Genomic DNA, 19,662 nt, shown 5'->3' with positions numbered 1-19,662 from the left:
GGGGGCGTCACGACCAAGATGGTTTGTTCGGCGGAGGATGTCATGCGGTCGCGGCCGGCGGCGGGGCGGCGCGCCGGAACAGCCGGCCCGTCGCGATCTGGATGCGGCGGATCACAACATAGAACACCGGCGTGAGGAACAGGCCGAAGGCGGTCGCCCCGATCATGCCGAACATCACCGCGGTGCCGAGCGCCTGGCGCATCTCGGCACCCGGTCCCGTCGCCAAAGCGAGCGGCACCACGCCGAGGATGAAGGCGAAGGCCGTCATCAGGATCGGCCGGAGCCGCAGGCGGCAGGCTTCGACGGCGGCATCCACGGGCCCCCGCCCATCCTGGCCTTCGAGCTGATGCGCGAATTCGACGATCAGGATGGCGTTCTTGGCCGCAAGGCCGATCAACACGATCAGGCCGATCTGGGTCAGGATGTTGTTGTCGAAGCCGCGCAGCTGTACGCCGGCGAGCGCGGCCGCGACGCCGGTCGGCACCACGAGCAGGATCGACAGTGGCAGCGCCCAGGATTCGTATTGCGCGGCCAGCACCAGGAACACCAGCACGATGCCGAGCCCGAACACGTAGATGGCCGTATTGCCGGCGGCCCGCTCCTGATAGGCGATGTCGGTCCAGGCATAGGCCATGCCGTCCGGCAACGCCTTGGTGGTGATGTCCTGCATGGCATCGAGCGCCTGTCCGGTCGACACGCCGGCGGCGGCGTCACCCTGGATCGGCACGGAATAATACAGGTTGTAGCGCTGCACGATCTGGGGCCCCGCGATGGTGCGGATGTTGGCCAGCGATCCCATCGGCACCAGCGCCCCGGTCGAGGAGCGGACCTTCAGCCGGGCGATGTCGTCGGGCTCCTGCCGCCACGGCGCATCGGATTGCACGCGCACCTGATAGATGCGGCCGAACAGGTTGAAGTCGTTGACGTATGAGCCGCCGAGATTGACCTGAAGGGTCGAGAACACGTTGGACAGCGGCACGTTCAGCATCTGCGCCTTGGTGCGATCGATGTCGAGGAACAGCTGCGGCGTGTCGCTACCGAAGGTCGTGAACACCCGGCTGAGACTCGGGCTCCGATTGGCCTGGCCGATGATGGTGCCGGCCGTTTCCAGCAACGCGTTGATGTCCGAGCTCTGCTGATTCTGCAGCTGCAACTTGAAGCCGCCACCGTTGCCGAGGCCGCGGACGGGCGGCGGCGGAATGGCGATGATGCGGGCTTCCTGGATCGGAGCCGTCTTCTTCAGCACGTCGGCCAGGATGGCATTGGCCGGGCGGTGCGCCTTGGTGCGGTCCGCGAAGGGCTTCAGCGTCAGGAACATCACGGCGCCGTTCGTGGTGTTGGTGAAGGTGGCGCCGTCGAAGCCCGAGATGATGACCGCATTGGCGACGCCGTCGACCTCGCCGGCCCGCCGTGCCGCTTCGCGCACCACCGCGGTGGTCCGCTCGAGCCCCGCGCCGGATGGCAGCTGCACCACCACGATGAGGTAGCCCTGATCCTGCAGCGGAATGAAGCCGGTCGGCGTCGTCTTGCCGAGGTAGAGCACAGCCGCGATGACGCCTGCATAAACGATCAGCATGGCGCCGAGGCCGATCACACCGCCCGTCAGGCCTCGCACGACGCGCGAATACCCATGCGCGGTCCGATCGAAGCCGTTGTTGAACTTTTCTGCGAGCCACGAGCCGAAGCGCGCCAGAAAGAAACGCTTGTGGCCGTGATCTTCCCGGTGCGGCTTCAGCAGAAGCTTGCAGAGGGCCGGTGACAACGTCAGCGAATTGATCATCGAAATGATGGTGGAGGCCGCGATCGTCAGCGCGAACTGCCGATAGAACTGCCCCGATATGCCGGGGATGAAGGCCGTCGGCACGAACACCGCGGTGAGCACCAAGGCGATCGCCACCACGGCGCCGCCGACCTCGTCCATGGTCTTATGGGCGGCCTCGCCGGGCGTCATGCCTTCGGCGATGTTGCGCTCGACGTTCTCCACAACCACGATGGCGTCGTCCACCACGATGCCGATGGCCAGCACGAGGCCGAACAGCGTCAGATTGTTGAGCGAGAAGCCGAGCACCTTCATCACCGCGAAGGTGCCGATCAGCGACACCGGGATCGCCACAACCGGGATCACGGCGGTGCGCCAGCTCTGCAGGAACACGATCACCACGATGATGACGAGGATCAGGGCCTCGTAGAGCGTCTTATAGACCTCGTGCACCGACTCGCCGATGAACTCGGTCGGATTATAGGCGATTTTGAATTCGACCCCCTTGGGAAAGTTCTTGGCCAGCCGCTTCATCACGGCCTGCACCTGGTCGGCAGCGTCGAGGGCATTGGTGCCTGGGCGCTGGAACACGCCGATGCCGACGGCCGGCTGTGCATTGAGGAACGACTGGGTGACGTAGTCCTTTTGTCCGAGCTCCACCCGGGCGATATCCTCGATCCGCACCAGGCGGCCGTTCGACGTCTTCACGACGACGCGCTTGAATTCGTTGATGTCCTTGAAGCGCCCTTGCGTCTGCACCACCAGCTGGAATGCCGTATCCTTGGGCGAGGGCGGCGACCCGAGCGCACCCGAGGCCACCTGCACGTTCTGTTCCTCGAGCGCGCCCGTCACATCCGTGGTCGAAAGGCCGTAGGCGGCGAGCTTGTCCGGGTCCATCCACACACGCAGCGCATATTCGTTGCCGCCGAAGATGGTGATGTCGCCGACGCCGTCGAGGCGCAGCAGCTCGTCGCGGATGTTCAGGTAAATGTAGTTCGACAGGTAGTTCTGGTCGTAGCTGTTGTCGGGCGACAGCATGTGCACGACCATCATCAGGTCGGGCGAGGACTTGCGCACTGTGACGCCGAGGTTGCGCACGTCGGCCGGGAGGCGCGGCTGGGCCACCGACAGGCGATTCTGCACCAGCACGTTGGCGATATCGAGGTTGGTGCCGAGCTTGAACGTGACGGTCAGCTGCATGTTGCCGTCGTTGGTCGACAACGACGACATGTAGAGCATGTTGTCGACGCCGTTGATCTCCTGCTCGATCGGCGTCGCGAGCGTGGCCGCTACGGTCTCGGCATTGGCGCCCGGGTAGGAGGCCCGCACCACGACGGTCGGCGGGACGATGTCGGGATATTGGGCGACCGGCAGCGTGATGTAGGCGACGTAGCCGAGGATCAGCAGCACGATGGACGTGACGGACGCGAAGATCGGCCGGTCGACAAAGAAATGGGCGAAACGCATCAGGATCTCCGATGCCGGCCAAGAGGGTCCGGCAGGGCGGGAGGACGCCGGAGGGTCCGGCGTCGTGCGATCTGAGCCGCCCGCGAGGCGGGCGGCGCGCCGTCAGCTGCGGCTTTGCGGCAAAACCTTCAGGTCCGGCGCGACCTTGACGCCCGGGCGCACCCGGGTCAGGCCGTTGATCACCAGCGTCTCGCTGCCGTCGAGGCCGGTCCGCACGATGCGGTAGCCGTCGATCTTGCCGCCGATCCGCACGTCGCGCGGTTGCACGACGTTGTCGGCGCCCACCACATAGACGATGCGCTTGTCCTGGTTGGCCGCGACCGCCTCGTCAGGGATCAGGATGCCCTGGTAGGGCTTCGAGGCCGGCATGCTGATGACGCCGAACAGCCCTGGCTTGATGAGCAGGTCGTGATTTTCCATCGTGGCGCGCAGCAGCACGGTTCCGGTGGCGTTGTCGACGCTGTTGTCGACGAAGTCGAGGACGCCCTTGTGGGTCGGCTTGTCTTCGCCCGTCAGGGCCACCAGCACCTCCGGTGGCGCATCCGCCAGCGTTCGGCCGAGGCCAATCCCGAGGTCCTTCTCGTATTCGAGGAACGACCGCTCATCCACCGTGAAGGAAAAGTAGATCGGGTCGAGCGACACGATGGTGGTCAGCTCCGTCTGGTCGGCCACCACGATGTTGCCTTCGGTGACGAGCCGCTGGCTGATCTTTCCTGCCACCGGTGCTCTCACCTCGGTGAAGTCGAGGTTGAGCTCCGCCTGCGTGACGGCGGCCTTGGCGCTATCGAGATCCGCCTGGGCGGTCTGGGCCGTCTGCCGGCGCTGATCGGTGGCTTGCTCGGTGATGTTGCCCGACCGGGTCAGATCCTGGGCGCGTTGCAGGTCGGTCTGCGAGAACGAAACGCGCGCCTGGGCCGACGTCTCCGCGGCACGCGACTGGTCGAGGGTCGCCTTATAGGGGCGCTGGTCGATGACGAAGAGCACGTCCCCCTTCTTCACGAAGGCACCGTCCTGGAAATTGATCTTGGTCAGATAACCCGTCACCCGGGCCCGCACCTCGACAAAGTCGACGGCGTTGAAGCGCCCCGTGTAGTCATCGTGTTCGATCACCTGCTTGACCACCGGCTTCGCCACCGTGACGGCGGGCGGGGCCTGCTGGGCTTGGGCCAGGGCTGGCGACAGTCCGAGCGCCGGTTGCGCCAAAGCGACCCCAAGCGCGATCAATCGACGAAAAACCATCACTCTTGTCCTTGAGGCCGGCAAGAAGCCTCGTCGTACCGTGTCGCGTCGCACGGGCAGAAGCAGCCTGGCACCGTGCCCGGTCGATGGCTCGAGGCCACCACCAGACTGTCGGCATCATCCAGACGACGTCATGGCGCACCGGTCGTGGACCGACGCCGCCGATGTTTTGACCGAGACGGGAGTTCGGGTCAACATGGCTCACCGCATGGCTGCGTGCCTCCGGCCTGCGCTGCTGTCTGCGCTGCGGCGCCCCAGGCCCGTCCGGCATCGCCGTCTTGCGAATGTCATGGAAATGGAACATTCGTAGCCGCGGCCCAGCTCGAACGTCGCCGCTCCCCGCCGTTTGTCCCCTCGTCCCATCGCGCGCCGGAGTTCCATGGCGACCAAATTCGTGACCTTCGCGTCCATCGGACGACGCGGCCTGCCGAACCAATGGGACATCATCGCGCTGTCGCTGATCTTCGGGCTGTTCGTGCTCGTGGTGCATGGATCGCAGGGCATGCTGGCGCCTTTGCCGGTCGCCACCGCCCATCCGATCGACCTCAGCTATTGGGCGCTGCCCTATTACGCGTTGCGCACCACGCTGCGGATGTTCGCCGCGATGGCGGCCTCGCTCCTGTTCACGCTGACGTACGCGACCGTGGCGGCCAAGAGCCGGCGGGCCGAGATGGTGTTGATCCCGCTGCTCGACGTGTTGCAGTCGGTGCCGATCCTCGGCTTCCTGAGCTTCACGGTGACGTTCTTCCTGGGCCTGTTCCCCGGCAGCCAGCTCGGGGCCGAATGCGCCGCGATCTTCGCCATCTTCACGAGCCAGGCCTGGAACATGGCGTTCTCGTTCTATCAGTCGCTGCGCACGGTGCCGCGCGACTTGAACGAGGTGACGGAAAGTTTCCGGTTGTCCGCATGGCAGCGGTTCTGGCAGCTCGAAGCTCCCTTCGCGGTTCCGGGGCTGATGTGGAACGCCATGATGTCGATGTCGGGCGGCTGGTTCTTCGTGGTGGCGTCGGAGGCCATCTCGGTCGGCGACACCACCATCAAGCTGCCAGGCATCGGGTCCTATCTGGCGGTGGCGATCGACCAGCGTCGCATCGACTGCGTGCTGGCGGCCGTCCTGGCCGTGCTGGTCGTCATCGTGCTCTACGATCAATTGATCTTCCGCCCGCTGGTGGCCTTTGCGGACAAGTTCAAGGTCGAGCTGTCGGCATCCCAGAAGGGCGACACGCCCTGGGTGCTGGTCTTGTACCAGCGCACCGCCTGGCTGCGCCGCATCACCGACCCACTGCGCGAAGCCTTCGAGTGGTTCACCAGCCTGCGCATCGACCTGCCGAGCTTCGGCGGCAACCGCATGGCCTCCCCGATCCTGTCGCGCCTCGTCGACATCGCCTGGTTCATGCTGGTCGGCGCCCTGACGCTGTATTGCCTGTACGAGATCGTGGAGTTCGTGGCCGCCACCCTGACGTGGCATGACCTGGCCGCCGCCTGCGGTCTGACGCTGCTGACGATGTTGCGCGTGGTCGTGCTGCTGGCACTGGCGACGGTGTTCTGGGTGCCGATCGGCGTCTGGGTGGGGTTGCGCCCCAAACTGGCCGAGAAGGTGCAGCCGCTGGCTCAGTTCCTCGCCGCCTTTCCGGCCAACGTGCTGTTTCCCATCGCGGTGATCGGCATCCTGCGGTTCCACCTCGATGCCGACATCTGGCTGTCGTTCCTGGTGATCTTCGGCACGCAATGGTACATCGTCTTCAACGTCATCGCCGGTGCCACCGCCTATCCGAACGACCTGAAGGAGGCTGCTGCCAACTTCCGCATCCGTGGCTGGGCCTGGTGGCGCAACGTCATCCTGCCGGGCATCTTTCCGTATTACGTCACCGGCGCTCTGACGGCCTCGGGTGGCTCGTGGAACGCCGCCATCGTGGCGGAATACGTCAAGTGGGGCGACGACAAGGTCGCGGCGCACGGCATCGGCGCCTATATCGCCCAGGCGACGGATGCCGGCGACTTTCCGCGCATCGTGCTCGGCGTCGCGGTCATGTCGGTCTTCGTGATCCTGTTCAACCGGCTCCTGTGGCGGCCGCTGTTCGGCTTCGCGGAACGCCGCCTGCGCATCAACTGAGGCACATGCCATGCTCGACACCGTAAGGGGGCCGCTGCTCGAGGTCCGCAACGTCACCCAGCGCTACCGCGGTGGCCACCATGCCGACGAAGGCCCGCCCGTGCTCGAGGGCATGTCGACGGTGCTGAACGAGGGCGAGATTGTCGGCCTGCTGGGGCGTTCGGGCTGTGGAAAGTCGACGCTGCTGCGCATCGTTTCCGGCCTGATCCGACCCTCGAGCGGCGAGGTGTTCTACCAGGGCGAGAAGCTCGAAGGGCCGGCCGATGGCGTCGCCATGGTGTTCCAGAGCTTCGCGCTGTTTCCCTGGTTGTCGGTGCTCGAAAACGTCGAGATCGGCTTGAAGGCGCTGCGGGTGCCGGCCGAGGAAGCGCGGCAGCGCGCCCTGCAGGCCATCGACCTGATCGGGCTCGACGGCTTCGAATCCGCTTATCCGAAGGAATTGTCGGGAGGTATGCGCCAGCGCGTCGGCTTTGCGCGTGCGCTGGTGGTGCATCCCAACATCCTCCTGATGGACGAGCCCTTCTCGGCGCTCGACGTGTTGACGGCGGAAACGCTGCGCAGCGACCTCGTCGAGCTTTGGACCGAAGGGCGCCTGCCCATCAAGACGGTGTTGATGGTGACCCACAACATCGAAGAGGCGGTGCTGATGTGCGACCGCATCCTGGTGTTGTCGTCCCATCCCGGTCGCATCGCGTCCGAAATCAAGGTGACGCTGCCGCATCCGCGCGACCGCCTGAACCCGCAGTTCCGGCAGCTCGTCGACGACATCTATGCCCTGATGACGCGCCGCAGCGCGTCCCGCCAGCCGGGTCGCGACGGGCTGTTCCCGGGGTCGGGCGTCGGCATGGTGTTGCCGCGCGTGTCCACCAATTCCATCGCGGGCCTGCTCGAGGAGGTGGCGGCGGCCCCCTACAACGGCAAGGCCGATCTGCCGCACCTGGCCGACTCGCTGCAGCTCGAGATCGACGAGCTGTTCCCCATCGCCGAAACCCTGCAGCTGTTGCGCTTCGCCGAGCTCGAGGAAGGCGACATCAAGCTGACCGGCGCCGGCCGCCGCTTCGCCGACATGGAGGTCGATCAGCGCAAGCGACTCTTTGGCGACCACCTGATCGCTTATGTGCCGCTGGCGGCCCGCATCAAGCGCGTGCTGGATGAGCGCCCGACTCATACGGCGCCGGCGTCGCGGTTCCGCGAAGAGCTCGAAGACTACATGTCCGAGGACTACGCCGAGCGCACCCTGCGCACCGCCATCATGTGGTGCCGCTACGGCGAACTCTTCGCCTATGACGAGGACGCCCAGGCGTTCAGCATGGAAAACCCAGAATAGTTCAGCGCCAGCGAGGGCGAAGCGGAGGTCGCTTCGCCCTCGCTGGATTTTAAGGCGTCGGGGCCACGTTTGCCGGTGGGAGAGCCAGGGCCGGCAAAGGGCGGCGTGCCTCGGCCAGGGTGGCGCCGTCCGGTACCGCCATCGAGAAGGTGATGAGCGTCGGAGCCGCCGTCATCTCGAGCTTCAGGTCGGGCCACAACAGGCGGTCGCTGGTGCCGCTGGGATTGGTTGCGCGGCGCTTGAACCCGACGCCCATCTGCTGCATGGCGTCCTGCACCAGCAGCTTGCCGGTGTCGCCGCAGGCCGCCGCGCTGCCGGCCGCCACGCTGCAGACCGCGGCCCCGTCGAGCGCCACGAGGCGCCTCAACTGGTCGGCGAAACGATCGCGGTTGGCTACGGTCAAACTGACGTAGAATTCCTGAAAACGGTCGCCCGGGCCGCAGGCCAGCGAACCCGTGAGAGCACTCGTGGTCCAATTGGCATGGCTGCCGCCCTCCGTGGTCGAACGGCTGTCCTTGAAGTCCGGCGCTTCGCTGCCGAGGTCGGCGGCATCGACCAGCGCTTCGCCGAGGCGATCCTTGAAGGTTTTGCAGGTGAGGGGATCGGCCACGACCATCGATCCCATGCCGAGCAGGGCCACGCCCGCGAGAACCAATTGGCGTGCTGTCATGCCCTGCCGCTCCGATATGATGCCGTGACCCTAACGGCTTCGACGGCTGCCGTCTCCCTGGTGCGGACACGGGTGCCATGCCGGGGCGCTCATCCCTCGCAATACGAAAAAGCCGGCCTGTCGGCCGGCTCCTTGCTCACTGTGACGATGTGATCCGCCTCACATCGTCGGCATCGAGAACTCGGCGCCTTCCTTGACGCCGGACGGCCAGCGCGCCGTCACAGTCTTGGTCTTGGTGTAGAACCGCACCGCATCGGGCCCGTGCTGGTTCAGGTCGCCGAAGGCCGAGCGCTTCCACCCTCCGAAGCTGTAATAAGCCAGAGGCGTCGGGATCGGCACGTTGACCCCTACCATGCCGACCTGGACGCGGCTGACGAAATCGCGCGCGGCATCGCCGTCGCGGGTGAAGATCGCGGTGCCGTTGCCATATTCATGGTCGTTGCAGAGGGCGAGGCCTTCCTCGTAGGTTTTGGCCCGCACCACGGCCAGAACCGGGCCGAAAATCTCCTCCTTGTAGATCCGCATGTCCTTGGTGACGTTGTCGAACAGGCAGGAGCCGACGTAGAAGCCCTTCTCGTAGCCTTGCATTTTAAAGCCGCGGCCATCCACCACGAGGTCGGCGCCTTCCCCGATGCCGATGTCGCAATATTGATGCACGCGGTCGACCGCCGCTTGAGTGACGAGGGGACCATAATCGGCCGAGGGATCGGTCGACAGGCCGATGCGCAGCGCCTCCACCCGGGGGATGAGCTTCTCCATCAGGGCGTCGGCGGCCGCCTGACCCACCGGCACCGCCACCGAGATCGCCATGCAGCGCTGACCGGCCGAGCCGTAGCCGGCGCCGATCAGCGCATCGACGGTCTTGTCCATGTCGGCATCCGGCATGATGACCATGTGGTTCTTGGCGCCGCCGAAGGCATGCACGCGTTTGCCGTTCGCGGCACCGCGGGCGTAGATGTATTCTGCGATGGGTGTCGAGCCGACGAAACCGATCGCCTTCACGTCGGGGTTGTCCAGCAGCGCGTCGACCGCGACCTTGTCGCCGTTGACGACATTGAGCACGCCCGCCGGGGCGCCGGCCTCGAGCATCAGTTCGGCCAGTCGCATCGGCACGCCCGGGTCGCGCTCTGACGGCTTCAGCACAAAGGAATTGCCGCAGGCGATCGAGGGCGCGAATTTCCACATCGGGATCATGGCCGGGAAATTGAACGGCGTGATGCCGGCCGTGACGCCCAGCGGCTGGCGCATCGAATAGGCGTCGATGCCGGGGCCGGCGCCGTCGGTGAACTCGCCCTTGAGCAGGTGCGGCACCCCGCAGGCGAATTCCACCACCTCGTAGCCGCGCTGGATGTCGCCGAGCGCGTCGGGCACGGTCTTGCCGTGTTCGCGCGCCAGCAGCTCGGCGAGCGCCTTCTGGTTGTCGAGCACGAGCTGCAGGAACCGCATCATCACGCGGGCACGGCGCTGCGGGTTGACGGCGCCCCACTCGCGCTGCGCCTTGGCGGAATTCGCGACGGCGGCATCCACCTCCTCGGCGCTCGCCAGGGCCACGCGCCCCGACACTTCGCCCGTCATGGGGGTGAACACGTCGGCGAAGCGGCCGGACGTGCCGGCCACATGCTGGCCACCGATGAAATGTCCGTATTGGGTCACGCGCGCCCTCCCAGAGTTTCTTGACGTTTCGCACCTAGCCGGGAATGTTTTTGCACAGCAAGTCGCGCTTCCGCGCAACCGATGTGCAGGAATGGGCTTCGATGGATTGGGACAACCTGCGCGTCTTCCTGGCGGCGGCCCGGGCCGGCCAGTTCGTGGCCGCGGCCCGGCAGCTGAAGGTGGACCACGCGACCGTCAACCGGCGCATCACGGCGCTCGAGCGCGCCCTCAACGCACGCTTGTTCGACCGGCGCACCACCGGCATCGGGTTGACGGCCGCCGGCCAGCGCCTGATGGCGGCCGCCGAGGCGATGGAAACCAACCTGTTGCAGGCCCAGGCGGTGCTGGCCGACACGGATGTGGAATTATCCGGCACCGTTCGCATCGGGGCGCCCGACGGGTTCTCGACCTATTACCTGGCCCCCGCCTGCGCGCGTTTCGCCGAACGGCACCCCGGCATCACCGTGCAGCTGGTGCCAAGCCCCCAGGTGGTGCCCCTGGCGAAGCGCGAGGTCGATCTCGCGATCGTGCTGGATAAGCCGGAGGCCGGACGCCTGGTCACGCGCAAGCTGACCGATTATTCGATCGGCATGTTCGCGTCCGCGGATTACCTCGCGCGCCACGGGATGCCGATGCTGGTCGAGGATCTCGCCCAGCATCGACTGATCGGCTATGTCGAAGAATACGCCTATGCGTCGGCGCTCGATTATGCTCGGGAGCTATTTGCCGGGCAGCCGACGCGATTTCAATGCGCCAGTGCCATTGGGCAGCTCGAAGCCGTGCGAGCCGGACTTGGCATCGGGGTGGTGCATCACTTCATCGCCAGGCGACACGCGGAGCTGCGGCCTGTTTTGGCCGAACGCCAAGCTTCGCGCGCCTACTGGATCGTCGAACACGAGGACACGCGCGGCCTCGGTCGCATCAGAGCCCTGCACGACTTCATCGTGGAAGCCGTGCAGGGCGATCGGAACGCCTTTGTTCAGTCGTAACGGTCAAACGTTGTAGCTGTCGTCCCCGCCACCGCCGCCGCTATTATCGAAGCCGCCGTCGTCGCTGAAGTCGGCGGAATTGTCGAAGCCGCCCTGGTCACCGCCATTCCCCGGACCGTCGCCTTCGTAATAGTTGTTGACGATGGTCTCGCCGCCGCCACCGCCGAAGCCACCCCCCATACCGCCCATCCCGGAGGCGATGCCGAACGGGTTGTGGGAGCCCTGGAACAAGCCTGACACGGCGTTGCCCAGCAGGGCGCCGCCGGCGACGCCGGCCGCCATGCCAAGAGCGCCCTTCAGGAAGCCACCGCCGCCGCCTGCCGCCTGCGGGGCACCACCCCATGGGCCGCCCTGAGGCTGGGCATATTGGGGTTGCGCATATTGCGGCTGGTTCGGCGCGTATTGGCCTTGCGGCGGATAAGCCGGCGGGGCTGACCGGGGCGGCTGTTGCTGCGATGCGCCGCCCCCGAAGATCGATCGACCGATGCCGCCGAGGAAGCTTTCGCCACCGCCGCCGCCCTGCGACTGCCCCTGGCCGCTTTCGAGGCTCTGCACCTTGGCCTCAAGCTGCTGCAGCCGCTCGTTCGCGGCCTTCAGGGCTTGTTCCTGGACGATCACGGTCTGGGACAGGAGATAGGGGGCATAGGGCTGCTGCCGCACCGCATCGCTGATGAAGCTTTCCGCATCGCGATCGCGTTGCTGGCCGGTGCCGGCGGTGCGGATGCGGTCGAACAGGCCCGAAAGCAACTGGCGTTCGTCGGGGGTCATGGATGGTCTCCCTGAAAGCTGGGCTGCGCCCGGTGCGCAGAATATGGGGCGTGGCCACAGGCCTCCAAGATGCCCGACTGGGACGCTGATGAAACTCCGGTCATGCAAGCTTCGTTCATTCGGTCAGCAAACGCGCCGCCTCGTCATGTCCGGGGAACGGTTGGCTGAGCGCGGCCCGCACGGCCGACTTGCCGGCCTGCCGCTCGCCGAGCGCGATCAGCACGGCGCCGTAATGGTAGCGAAGCTGCGGGTTCGGCGAGGCGTCGGCCTTGGCACGCATGAGCAGGCCCTTGGCGGCGGAAAAGTCGCCCAGGCGGTAGTCGAGCCAGGCGAGCGTGTCGAGCACCGCCCCATTGTTGGCGTCGGCGAAGCGCTGCAGGGGCTGGCGCGCTTGCTTCAGGGCCGCCCCATCGGTGGGACGCAGGTCGGCCAGGACGCTGGCATAGTTGTTTGCCGCCACGACCGATCGGGGATTGCTCTTCAAGGCGTCGCTGTAGCTCGCCAGGGCGGCATCCCGGTCATTGGCGATGTCCTGCAGCGAGCCTCGAGTGAGCAGCAGCGGCTCGGCCGGGGCGCCGGCCGCGAGGCCCCCGTTGAGCGTCGCGACGGCTTGGCCGAGGTTGTCGCGCTGCAGGTCGGCCGTCGCCAGATAGCCGCCGGCCTCCTTGGGCGCCGCCGCGATGGCGGCCGCAGCGGCTGCCATCGCCTGATCTGCTTGGCCGAGGCTGCGGCGAAGCGCCGACACCACAAGGTCGGCCGCGGCGGCATCGCTGCCGTCGAGCTTCGCCGCCAGCGATGCCAGGGTGGCGACGGCGGCTTCGCCCTGCTTGGCCGCCGTCGCGCTGCGCCCATAGGCCTGCAGCGCGTCGCGGTCGAGCGGCCGCCCGGGCGCGGGATCGAGAAGCTTGCCGTAAGCCGCCATGGCGAGGTCCGGCTGGTTCTTGGCCTCGAGCAGCTCGGCGCTCAGCAGCGCCGACACTCGGTCGGCCTTCGGCAGGCGGCGCAGACCATCGATCACAGCCTGCGCTCCGGCCCAGTCCTTGGCTTGCTCGGCCAGGCGCACCGCCGCGATCCGGGCCTCGATGGCGTCAGGATTGCGGGCGATGAAGTCGGCCAAGGCCGCCTTCGCGGCATCGGGCTTGCCGGCCTTCAGCCCAAGGTCGGCCAGCCGCTGCGCCGCCACGAAATTCGCCGGTTCGAAATAAGCGACCTTCTTCAGCGCATCGGTTGCCTTGTCGAAGTCGCCCTGCTGGACATAGGCATCGCTCAGCAGCGAAAATGCGAGGCTGCTGCGCGGCTGACGGCCCGCGACCGCCAGCAGGTCGGGGATCGCGCGGGCGGCCTCGTCGGCCCGCAGCGCCAGCGTGGCCCGCATCAACAACGCGTCGTCCTGGTCGGGTTTGGCGGTCAGGACGGCTTCCAGCAGCTTGCGAGCGTCTTCCGTCTCACCCCGGTCGAGATCGAGCCGTGCGAGGGCCAGCTGCGCCGCTTGGCGGCCGGGTCCGTCGGCCAGGCGCGTCACCGCCGTGGCCAGCGTGCTTGCGGCCTCGTCGGTGTGACCGGCGCGCTGCATCTGGTCTGCCCGCAGCAGATCGAAGCCGCTGTCCTGCGGATGGGCCGCGATGGCGGCCAGCAATTCGCGATCGACCGACGCGGCATCGCGGTGGCGGGCCAGGAAGCTCAGCAGCGCGAGCCGCATGTCGGTTTTGTCGGGCGCCAGCGCGACGCCGTCGCGCAAAACGTGCTCGCCGTCGTCGGTCCGGCCGGCTCCGGCCTCGAGTTCCGCCAGGGCGAGACGGTTCTGGGGCGAGGCGGGGTCTCGGGCCACCATATCGGCGTAAAGAGCGATGGCGTCGTCCGGCTTGTTCTGCCCAGCCAAGGCCGCGGCCTTCAGGCGGATGAGGGTCGGATCGTCCGGATGGGTCTTGAGGCCGGTCGCCAGAAGCTCGGAAGCCTTGTCGATGTTCTTGGCCATGAGGGCATCCGTGGCCAGCACGGCGCTCGCCATGGCATGGCCGGGGGCACGGCCAAGCGCAGCCTGGGCATCGGCCCTTGCCTTGTCGGCGCTACCCTGGCGCTGCTCTGCCAAGGCGCGGAGCGCCAGCACGTCGGGGTCGTTCGGATGGGAACCGAGACTGCTGTTGATCCGGCCCAGGGCGGCGTCGATCTGCTTGGCGTCGATCAGGATCTGGGCGACCTTGAGCTGTGCCTTCAGGCTGTTGGCGTCCGGCACCGCGGCTCGCGCATATTCCTCGAAAGCAGCCTTCTTGTCGCCGAGGCCCTCCTGGATTTCGCCCGCGAGGTAATGGGCGTCGCCGCTGCGAGGATCGCCTTTCAGGGCGGATTGCACCGCCTTCAAGGCGGCGGGAAAATCCTTGGCCTCATAGGCCACCTGGGCTGCCTTGAGCTGGGCGGCGGCCTCGGCCGGCGACACCTTCTCCTTGCATCCGGTCAGGGCCAGCAGCGACACCATCGTGACCAGGAGAGGGCGCCGATCCATGGCTTCGATCCGAATTCGCAACACGATCCCGCAACTAGGCAATCGTTTTCCGGCGGGATGCAAGCCTCCTTCAGCGGGTCGGTTGACGCTTCGCCAACGCCCAGGGTCTCACATGGCCCTGTGCTGGGCGGCCCGGCGGAACAGCCGACCCCGCTCGGCGTAAAGCACCAGGATGAGCCCCAGGACGCCATAGCTGAGGAAGCCGATCTCGAGCGGCAGGGTCGTGCCGTCGAAATGCTGGCCGACCAGGAAGCCGAGGGCGGCACCGCCGACCGTGGTGACGAAGCCCTGCACCGACGATGCGGTGCCAGCCACATGGCCGAGCGGCTCCATCGCGAGCGCCCCGAAGTTGGACGCGACGAGCCCGAAGCAGAACATCGTCAGGGCCTGCAGCACCGCAAAGCTGACGAGCGACTCGAGGCCGCTCACCACCACCACCACATGGACGCCCGCCACCGCGATGAAGCCCAGCAGGGCCGCATGCGACACCCCGCGCGTGCCGACGCGCCCGACCACGCGCGAGTTCAACAGCGACGCCATGGCCATGAATAAGGCGATGCCGGCGAACAACACCGTGAACAGCCGCGGCGCCCCGAAGGTCGTGACGAAGATCTGCTGGGCCGAGTTGATGAAGCCGAACAGCCCACCCATGATGAACATCATGGCCAGCATGTAGCCGACCGCCGGCCGCGACGTGAGGCTGATGCGGAAGGCCGACACGATGCGGCCCGGCGCGATCGGCAGCCTGTCTTCTTCGTGCAGCGTTTCAGGCAGCCGGAACGCGACCCATAGCGTCACCCCGATGCCGAAGATCGCCAGCGCCGCGAAGATGCCCCGCCACGGCAGAACCAGCATGATGATCTGCCCGATCGAAGGCGCCAGGATCGGCACCGCGAGGAACACGATGAAGGCGAGGGACATCACCCGGGCCATCTGATTGCCCGAATAGGAATCACGCACGATCGACACCACCAGGACCCGGGTGGCGGCCGAGCCGATCCCCTGAAAGGCGCGGGCGATCAGCAAGGTCTGGAACGACCAGGCCGTGGCGGCCAGCAGGCTCGTGGCCGAATAAATGAGCAGGCCGACGATCAGCACCGGCCGACGGCCGAAGCGGTCCGACAGCGGCCCGTAAACGATCTGGGCGACGCCGAACGACAGAAGGTAGGCCGTGACGATCCATTGCTGTTGGTTGCCGGCCGGGATGCCAAGCGACGTCGCGATGGCGGGCAACGCCGGCAGCATGGAGTCGATCGCCAGGGCGTTGATGGCCATCAAGGCGGCCACCAGCGACACGAATTGCCCGAACCCCATGCCGGGATGAGGCACGGACCGCGAACCGGCAAGCGTGGGCATAGCGATTTCGGTCATGGGCTTCGATCGTGGCGATCGGTTCGCAGGGGCGCTGCTGCAAACCGCAGGAATGATGAACAGGCCGTAATGTGCGAATGTGGTGTTGATCGGGCGTCAGGCGCCCTTATCCGACGCCTGGCCGGCGCCGCTCCCAACGGGTGAAGCGGTAGGCATGCTGGTCGTCGGGACCTTGGGTGACGGGGCCGGTTTCGGCCCGCCACCAAAGCGCGGTGTCGATCGGCGGGAAGCGAGCATCCCCATCGGGCGTGGCATCGACCTCGGTGATGAGCAGCCGGGACGCCAAGCCGATCGTGGCCGCGTAAACGGCGCCGCCGCCGATCACCATGACGGCGGCGCTGTTCAGAAGTGCGCTCTGCCGGTCCGTGGCGGCAATCGCTTCCGGCAGGCTTCGCGCCACCGCGACCCCGGGTGCCGCGAACCCGTCGCGGCTGGTCAGCACGGTCGACAAGCGTCCCGGCAGGGGACGGCCGATCGCCTCGAAGGTTTTGCGGCCCATCAGCAGGGCATGGCCCAGGGTGATAACGCGGAACTGCGCCAAGTCGCCGGGCAGGTGCCATGGCATGGTGCCGTCACGGCCGATGATGCGGTTGCGCGCCACGGCGGCTACGAGGACAAGCGGGCGGGGCAGGGGCGGCGCCGACGCGGCGGCGGCCGGGTTCATGTCGGGCATCCCGGCGGGGCCTCGACTCGGGCGGCCTTCTTCATCTATGCCGCGAAGCGGGCGCGACGCTGCGGGGCGGGCGCCAATGCGGGAGATCGATATGGAACAGGCGAAGGGGCTGGGCGAGGCCGCAGAGGCCGATATCGCGGCCCTCCGGGCCGACCGCTACGAGACGCGGCGCGCCACGGTGCCGGCGCTGGAAGCGATGTTGTTCACAGCGCAACCGGTGCTCGACCACGGCTTCGTGCGGGTGATCGACTATATGGGCGACGATGCCGCCGTGGTGCAGGCGGCCCGCGTGTCCTACGGTCGCGGCACCAAGAAGACCAGCGAAGACCGCGGGCTGATCCGCTACCTGATGCGGCACTGGCATTCGACGCCCTTCGAGATGTGCTCGATCAAGCTGCACGTGAAGCTGCCCATCTTCGTGGCCCGCCAATGGATTCGCCATCGCACCTCCAGCGTCAACGAATATTCGGCCCGGTATTCCGTGCTCGACCAGGAGTTCTACATCCCGGAGCCGGAACAGCTGGCGGCGCAATCGGCGACCAATCGCCAGGGCCGTGACAGCGTTTTGCAGGGCCAGGAGGCCGCCGACGTGCTCGACCTCTTGCGCGAGGATGCCGGCCGCAACTACCGCGATTACCTGTGGATGCTGAACGACGGCGAGGCCGAGCCTGGCCGCAAGGGCCTCGCCCGCGAACTCGCCCGCATGAACCTGACGCTCAACACCTACACCCAGTGGTATTGGAAGACCGACCTCCACAACCTGTTCAATTTTCTACGCCTGCGGGCCGATGCTCATGCGCAATACGAGATCCGGATTTATGCCGAGGCGATCCTGGCCATGACGGAACGCTGGGTGCCGTTGTCGCACGAAGCGTTTCTGGATTACCGCCTGGGTTCGCTTAGCCTCAGCCGCATGGGGCTCGACGTCGTCAAGCGGATGCTGGCCGGTGAGGCTGTGACCGAGTCCGCCAGCGGTCTGCCACCCCGGGAATGGCGCGAGCTGATGGCCAGCCTCGGCCGCGACTGAAACGTCAGGCGGCGCGGGCGCGCTGCGCCGGGTCGATGCGGGCCAACTCGCTCCGCACCCGCGACCAGCGCCGACGGGGGCCACGGGCCTGCAAGGCGGCCGCACAGCCGCTGCCGATCACCACGGTCGAGCCCAGCAGCATGGCGGCGCCCGGCACGGTGCCGAACGCCAGCCAGCCGGTGCCGGTCGCCCACAGGATCTGGGCATAGCTGAACGGCGCCAGCAGCGATGCCGGGGCGCACCGATAGGCCACGACCTGCAGGATGGAGGCCGCCGCCGCAAGCGCGCCCATGACGGCCGCGAGGCCGAGCGTGTAGGCGTCGAGCGGCGTCCACACCGGGATCACGGCGATCGACATGGCCACGAAGCCCACGATGGCCGAATAGGCCACGGTGGTTTCGACACGCTCGCTGCGTCCTACCCGGGTAGCGATCACGGTGCAGGCCGAGAACAGGCTTGAACACAACGGCAGCAGGGTCGCGGCCCTGAAGGCGCCGGGGCTCGGCTGCACGATGATGAGGATGCCGACGAAGCCGACCGCCGCCGTCATCCAGCGAGCCCAGCCGACACGTTCCTTCAGGATCAGCGCCGCCAGCCCAGTGACGATCAAGGGCGCGCAGAAGCCGATCGCCGTCGCGTCCGCAACCGGCAGAAACATGAACCCCACGAGCGCCAGTGCGGTGGCGGTGGCGCTCGTCAGCCCCCGTGCCAGCTGCGTGAAGGGGCGCGCCGTGCGGAGCAGCCCGGGCCGGCGCACCAGGGCGGGCGCAATGGCGATCAACAGCACGACATAGCGCATCCACGCCACCTGAAGCCCGGACTGGGTTTCGGCGAGGGTCTTGGACAGCATGTCGGACAGTGGGAACAACAGCGTGCTGAGCATCAGCGCGCCGAGGCCGAGCGCCGTGCGGTCTGCGGGGTTCGCGGTCAGCCGCGGCGATAAAGACGCATCGCCGGTCGGGCGTGGGGCAAGCCGTGGCTTCGGCGTTTCGGCGCTCGTGGCACGCCCCTCACCGGAGAACGCACGGGTAACGGCAAGCGGGGACGCCACGGCAGGGCCTTGAACAACGGAGCAGGATGCGCGTGACGCTGCGGAAACAAGCTCAACAGGGTGTTAACGCTCAGCCGCAGCATGCCTGACCTGCATCGGGTGCAGCCGGCGCTGAGTCCAGCTTGCGGGTTGGTCGCCCGGTTCTGAGGCGTTGAACGCCCATTGTCGACGCGGGCCGATGGCGACGCGGAAGCAGCCCGCCCCCGGGGAGGCTAGGCTGCTTGCGATCCTTGGGGGCGGTCGTGGTTCAGGCGCTGGCGAGACCGAAGGGGAAGTCCGGGGCGAGTTTCGGAGCCCGCTCCGTCACCTTCTCGCGGCCTTCGAGCGATTCGGCTTTCTGGCAATCTTCCAACGCCACATCGAGATTGGTGCGCGCCTCGATGACCTGATCCTTCAATTCGCCTGCCGAGCGCTTGAGGTTGTCGCGGCGGGTCGCGGCAGCCCTGGCATAGGTCGGATAGGCGAAGTGCGCCGGGTCGGAGATGCCCGACCGGCTTTCCTCCGTGGCGATCTCCCGATCGAGGTCGCTGGCCATGCGGTGGAAATCCGCGATCATGGCCTCGATCTGCTGGACCCGCCGGCGCCGTTCCTCAACCTGAAAGCGTTTCAACCGGACGATGTGATCCCGCGACTTCATACGCATAACTCCAAGACGCGACTGAAAACAAAGAGGAAACCCGAAGATCTCCGATGATCCCGCGAGACCTTTGGAGCTTCGCCGAAGCAGGTTGCTTCTTCCTTACGGCGGACGGTAGGAATGCTGGCATTCAGCCTGCGAATCATCCTCCGGCGTGGGTTGGTGGAGGTTGTGGCGTTTCGGTCACAGTGTGGCGCGGTGGCTGATGATCGTCGCCGGCGGTTCGGCATCGGTGATGCAAGACGGGGACAGACAGGCCGGCGAACGGAAACGTAAACCCTCCGTTTACTTCTCTGGTTAAGATTGCCGTTCGGTAAGGAATTGGGTGGATCGTTGTGATGCAGCGGATGGGCGGCGATTGGAACGAACGAGGGGTCAGCCTGCTGGCGTGCCTTGCTTCGCCGCGCTGCACGATGTC

14 protein-coding genes are annotated in these 19,662 nt (G+C 66.8%); 4 read left to right on the top strand and 10 right to left on the bottom strand.

The features are described from left to right. Positions 1-40: 40 nt before the first annotated feature. Together P7D22_RS05650 and P7D22_RS05645 are read right to left on the bottom strand one after the other, a co-directional pair. The gene (locus P7D22_RS05650) at positions 41-3,226 is read right to left on the bottom strand and encodes an efflux RND transporter permease subunit (protein ID WP_319933239.1); all 3,186 of its coding nucleotides are present in this window, start codon (positions 3,224-3,226) and stop codon (positions 41-43) included. 102 nt (positions 3,227-3,328) lie between these two features. After that, positions 3,329-4,465: an efflux RND transporter periplasmic adaptor subunit gene (locus P7D22_RS05645; protein ID WP_319933238.1), complete on the bottom strand. Its 1,137-nt coding sequence runs from the start codon at positions 4,463-4,465 to the stop codon at positions 3,329-3,331. Between the two features lie 379 nt (positions 4,466-4,844). On the opposite strand from P7D22_RS05645, the gene P7D22_RS05640 reads away from it, so the two are divergent. Next, positions 4,845-6,578: an ABC transporter permease gene (locus P7D22_RS05640; protein WP_319933237.1), complete on the top strand. Its 1,734-nt coding sequence runs from the start codon at positions 4,845-4,847 to the stop codon at positions 6,576-6,578. Between the two features lie 10 nt (positions 6,579-6,588). After that, complete coding sequence (locus P7D22_RS05635; RefSeq protein ID WP_319933236.1) at positions 6,589-7,905, top strand: ABC transporter ATP-binding protein; 1,317 nt, start codon at positions 6,589-6,591, stop codon at positions 7,903-7,905. A gap of 49 nt (positions 7,906-7,954) precedes the next feature. On the opposite strand, the gene P7D22_RS05630 is transcribed toward P7D22_RS05635, so the two are convergent. Both P7D22_RS05630 and P7D22_RS05625 read right to left on the bottom strand, forming a co-directional pair. Beyond that, positions 7,955-8,575: a hypothetical protein gene (locus tag P7D22_RS05630; RefSeq protein ID WP_319933235.1), complete on the bottom strand. Its 621-nt coding sequence runs from the start codon at positions 8,573-8,575 to the stop codon at positions 7,955-7,957. A 159-nt stretch (positions 8,576-8,734) separates the two neighbouring features. Continuing rightward, complete coding sequence (locus P7D22_RS05625) at positions 8,735-10,228, bottom strand: CoA-acylating methylmalonate-semialdehyde dehydrogenase (RefSeq protein ID WP_319933234.1); 1,494 nt, start codon at positions 10,226-10,228, stop codon at positions 8,735-8,737. A 101-nt stretch (positions 10,229-10,329) separates the two neighbouring features. Between P7D22_RS05625 and P7D22_RS05620 the strand changes: the two genes are divergently transcribed. Then, the gene (locus P7D22_RS05620; RefSeq protein WP_319933233.1) at positions 10,330-11,217 is read left to right on the top strand and encodes a LysR family transcriptional regulator; all 888 of its coding nucleotides are present in this window, start codon (positions 10,330-10,332) and stop codon (positions 11,215-11,217) included. A gap of 3 nt (positions 11,218-11,220) precedes the next feature. On the opposite strand, the gene P7D22_RS05615 is transcribed toward P7D22_RS05620, so the two are convergent. The 4 genes from P7D22_RS05615 to P7D22_RS05600 all read right to left on the bottom strand — a co-directional run bounded on the left by P7D22_RS05615 (position 11,221) and on the right by P7D22_RS05600 (position 16,520). After that, entirely contained in the window at positions 11,221-11,985 is a 765-nt protein-coding gene (locus tag P7D22_RS05615; RefSeq protein WP_319933232.1) for a DUF2076 domain-containing protein, read from the bottom strand. A gap of 115 nt (positions 11,986-12,100) precedes the next feature. Then, positions 12,101-14,485 carry a tetratricopeptide repeat protein gene (locus P7D22_RS05610; RefSeq protein ID WP_319933231.1) on the bottom strand — a complete coding sequence of 795 codons (2,385 nt, stop codon included), beginning with the start codon at positions 14,483-14,485 and terminating at the stop codon, positions 12,101-12,103. Positions 14,486-14,593: 108 nt separating this feature from the next. Next, positions 14,594-15,799 carry a multidrug effflux MFS transporter gene (locus tag P7D22_RS05605; RefSeq protein ID WP_319933265.1) on the bottom strand — a complete coding sequence of 402 codons (1,206 nt, stop codon included), beginning with the start codon at positions 15,797-15,799 and terminating at the stop codon, positions 14,594-14,596. 163 nt (positions 15,800-15,962) lie between these two features. Then, positions 15,963-16,520 carry a dihydrofolate reductase gene (locus tag P7D22_RS05600; protein ID WP_319933230.1) on the bottom strand — a complete coding sequence of 186 codons (558 nt, stop codon included), beginning with the start codon at positions 16,518-16,520 and terminating at the stop codon, positions 15,963-15,965. 100 nt (positions 16,521-16,620) lie between these two features. Here P7D22_RS05600 and thyX point away from each other — a divergent pair, with 100 nt between their 5' ends. Next, the gene (thyX, locus tag P7D22_RS05595) at positions 16,621-17,556 is read left to right on the top strand and encodes an FAD-dependent thymidylate synthase (protein WP_319933229.1); all 936 of its coding nucleotides are present in this window, start codon (positions 16,621-16,623) and stop codon (positions 17,554-17,556) included. A 4-nt stretch (positions 17,557-17,560) separates the two neighbouring features. Here thyX and P7D22_RS05590 read toward each other — a convergent pair whose 3' ends face one another. Both P7D22_RS05590 and P7D22_RS05585 read right to left on the bottom strand, forming a co-directional pair. Continuing rightward, positions 17,561-18,607 (bottom strand): DMT family transporter, encoded by a 1,047-nt coding sequence (locus P7D22_RS05590; protein WP_319933228.1) that lies wholly within the window; start codon positions 18,605-18,607, stop codon positions 17,561-17,563. 247 nt (positions 18,608-18,854) lie between these two features. Further along, positions 18,855-19,244 carry a flagellar export protein FliJ gene (locus tag P7D22_RS05585; RefSeq protein ID WP_319933227.1) on the bottom strand — a complete coding sequence of 130 codons (390 nt, stop codon included), beginning with the start codon at positions 19,242-19,244 and terminating at the stop codon, positions 18,855-18,857. Between the last annotated feature and the right edge of the window lie 418 nt (positions 19,245-19,662).

It is taken from the genome of Lichenihabitans sp. Uapishka_5 (assembly GCF_033947565.1).
Classification (GTDB): Bacteria; Pseudomonadota; Alphaproteobacteria; order Rhizobiales; family Beijerinckiaceae; genus Lichenihabitans.
Note: the sequence above shows the minus strand (reverse complement) of the source record. Positions and strands in the feature narration are given on the sequence as shown.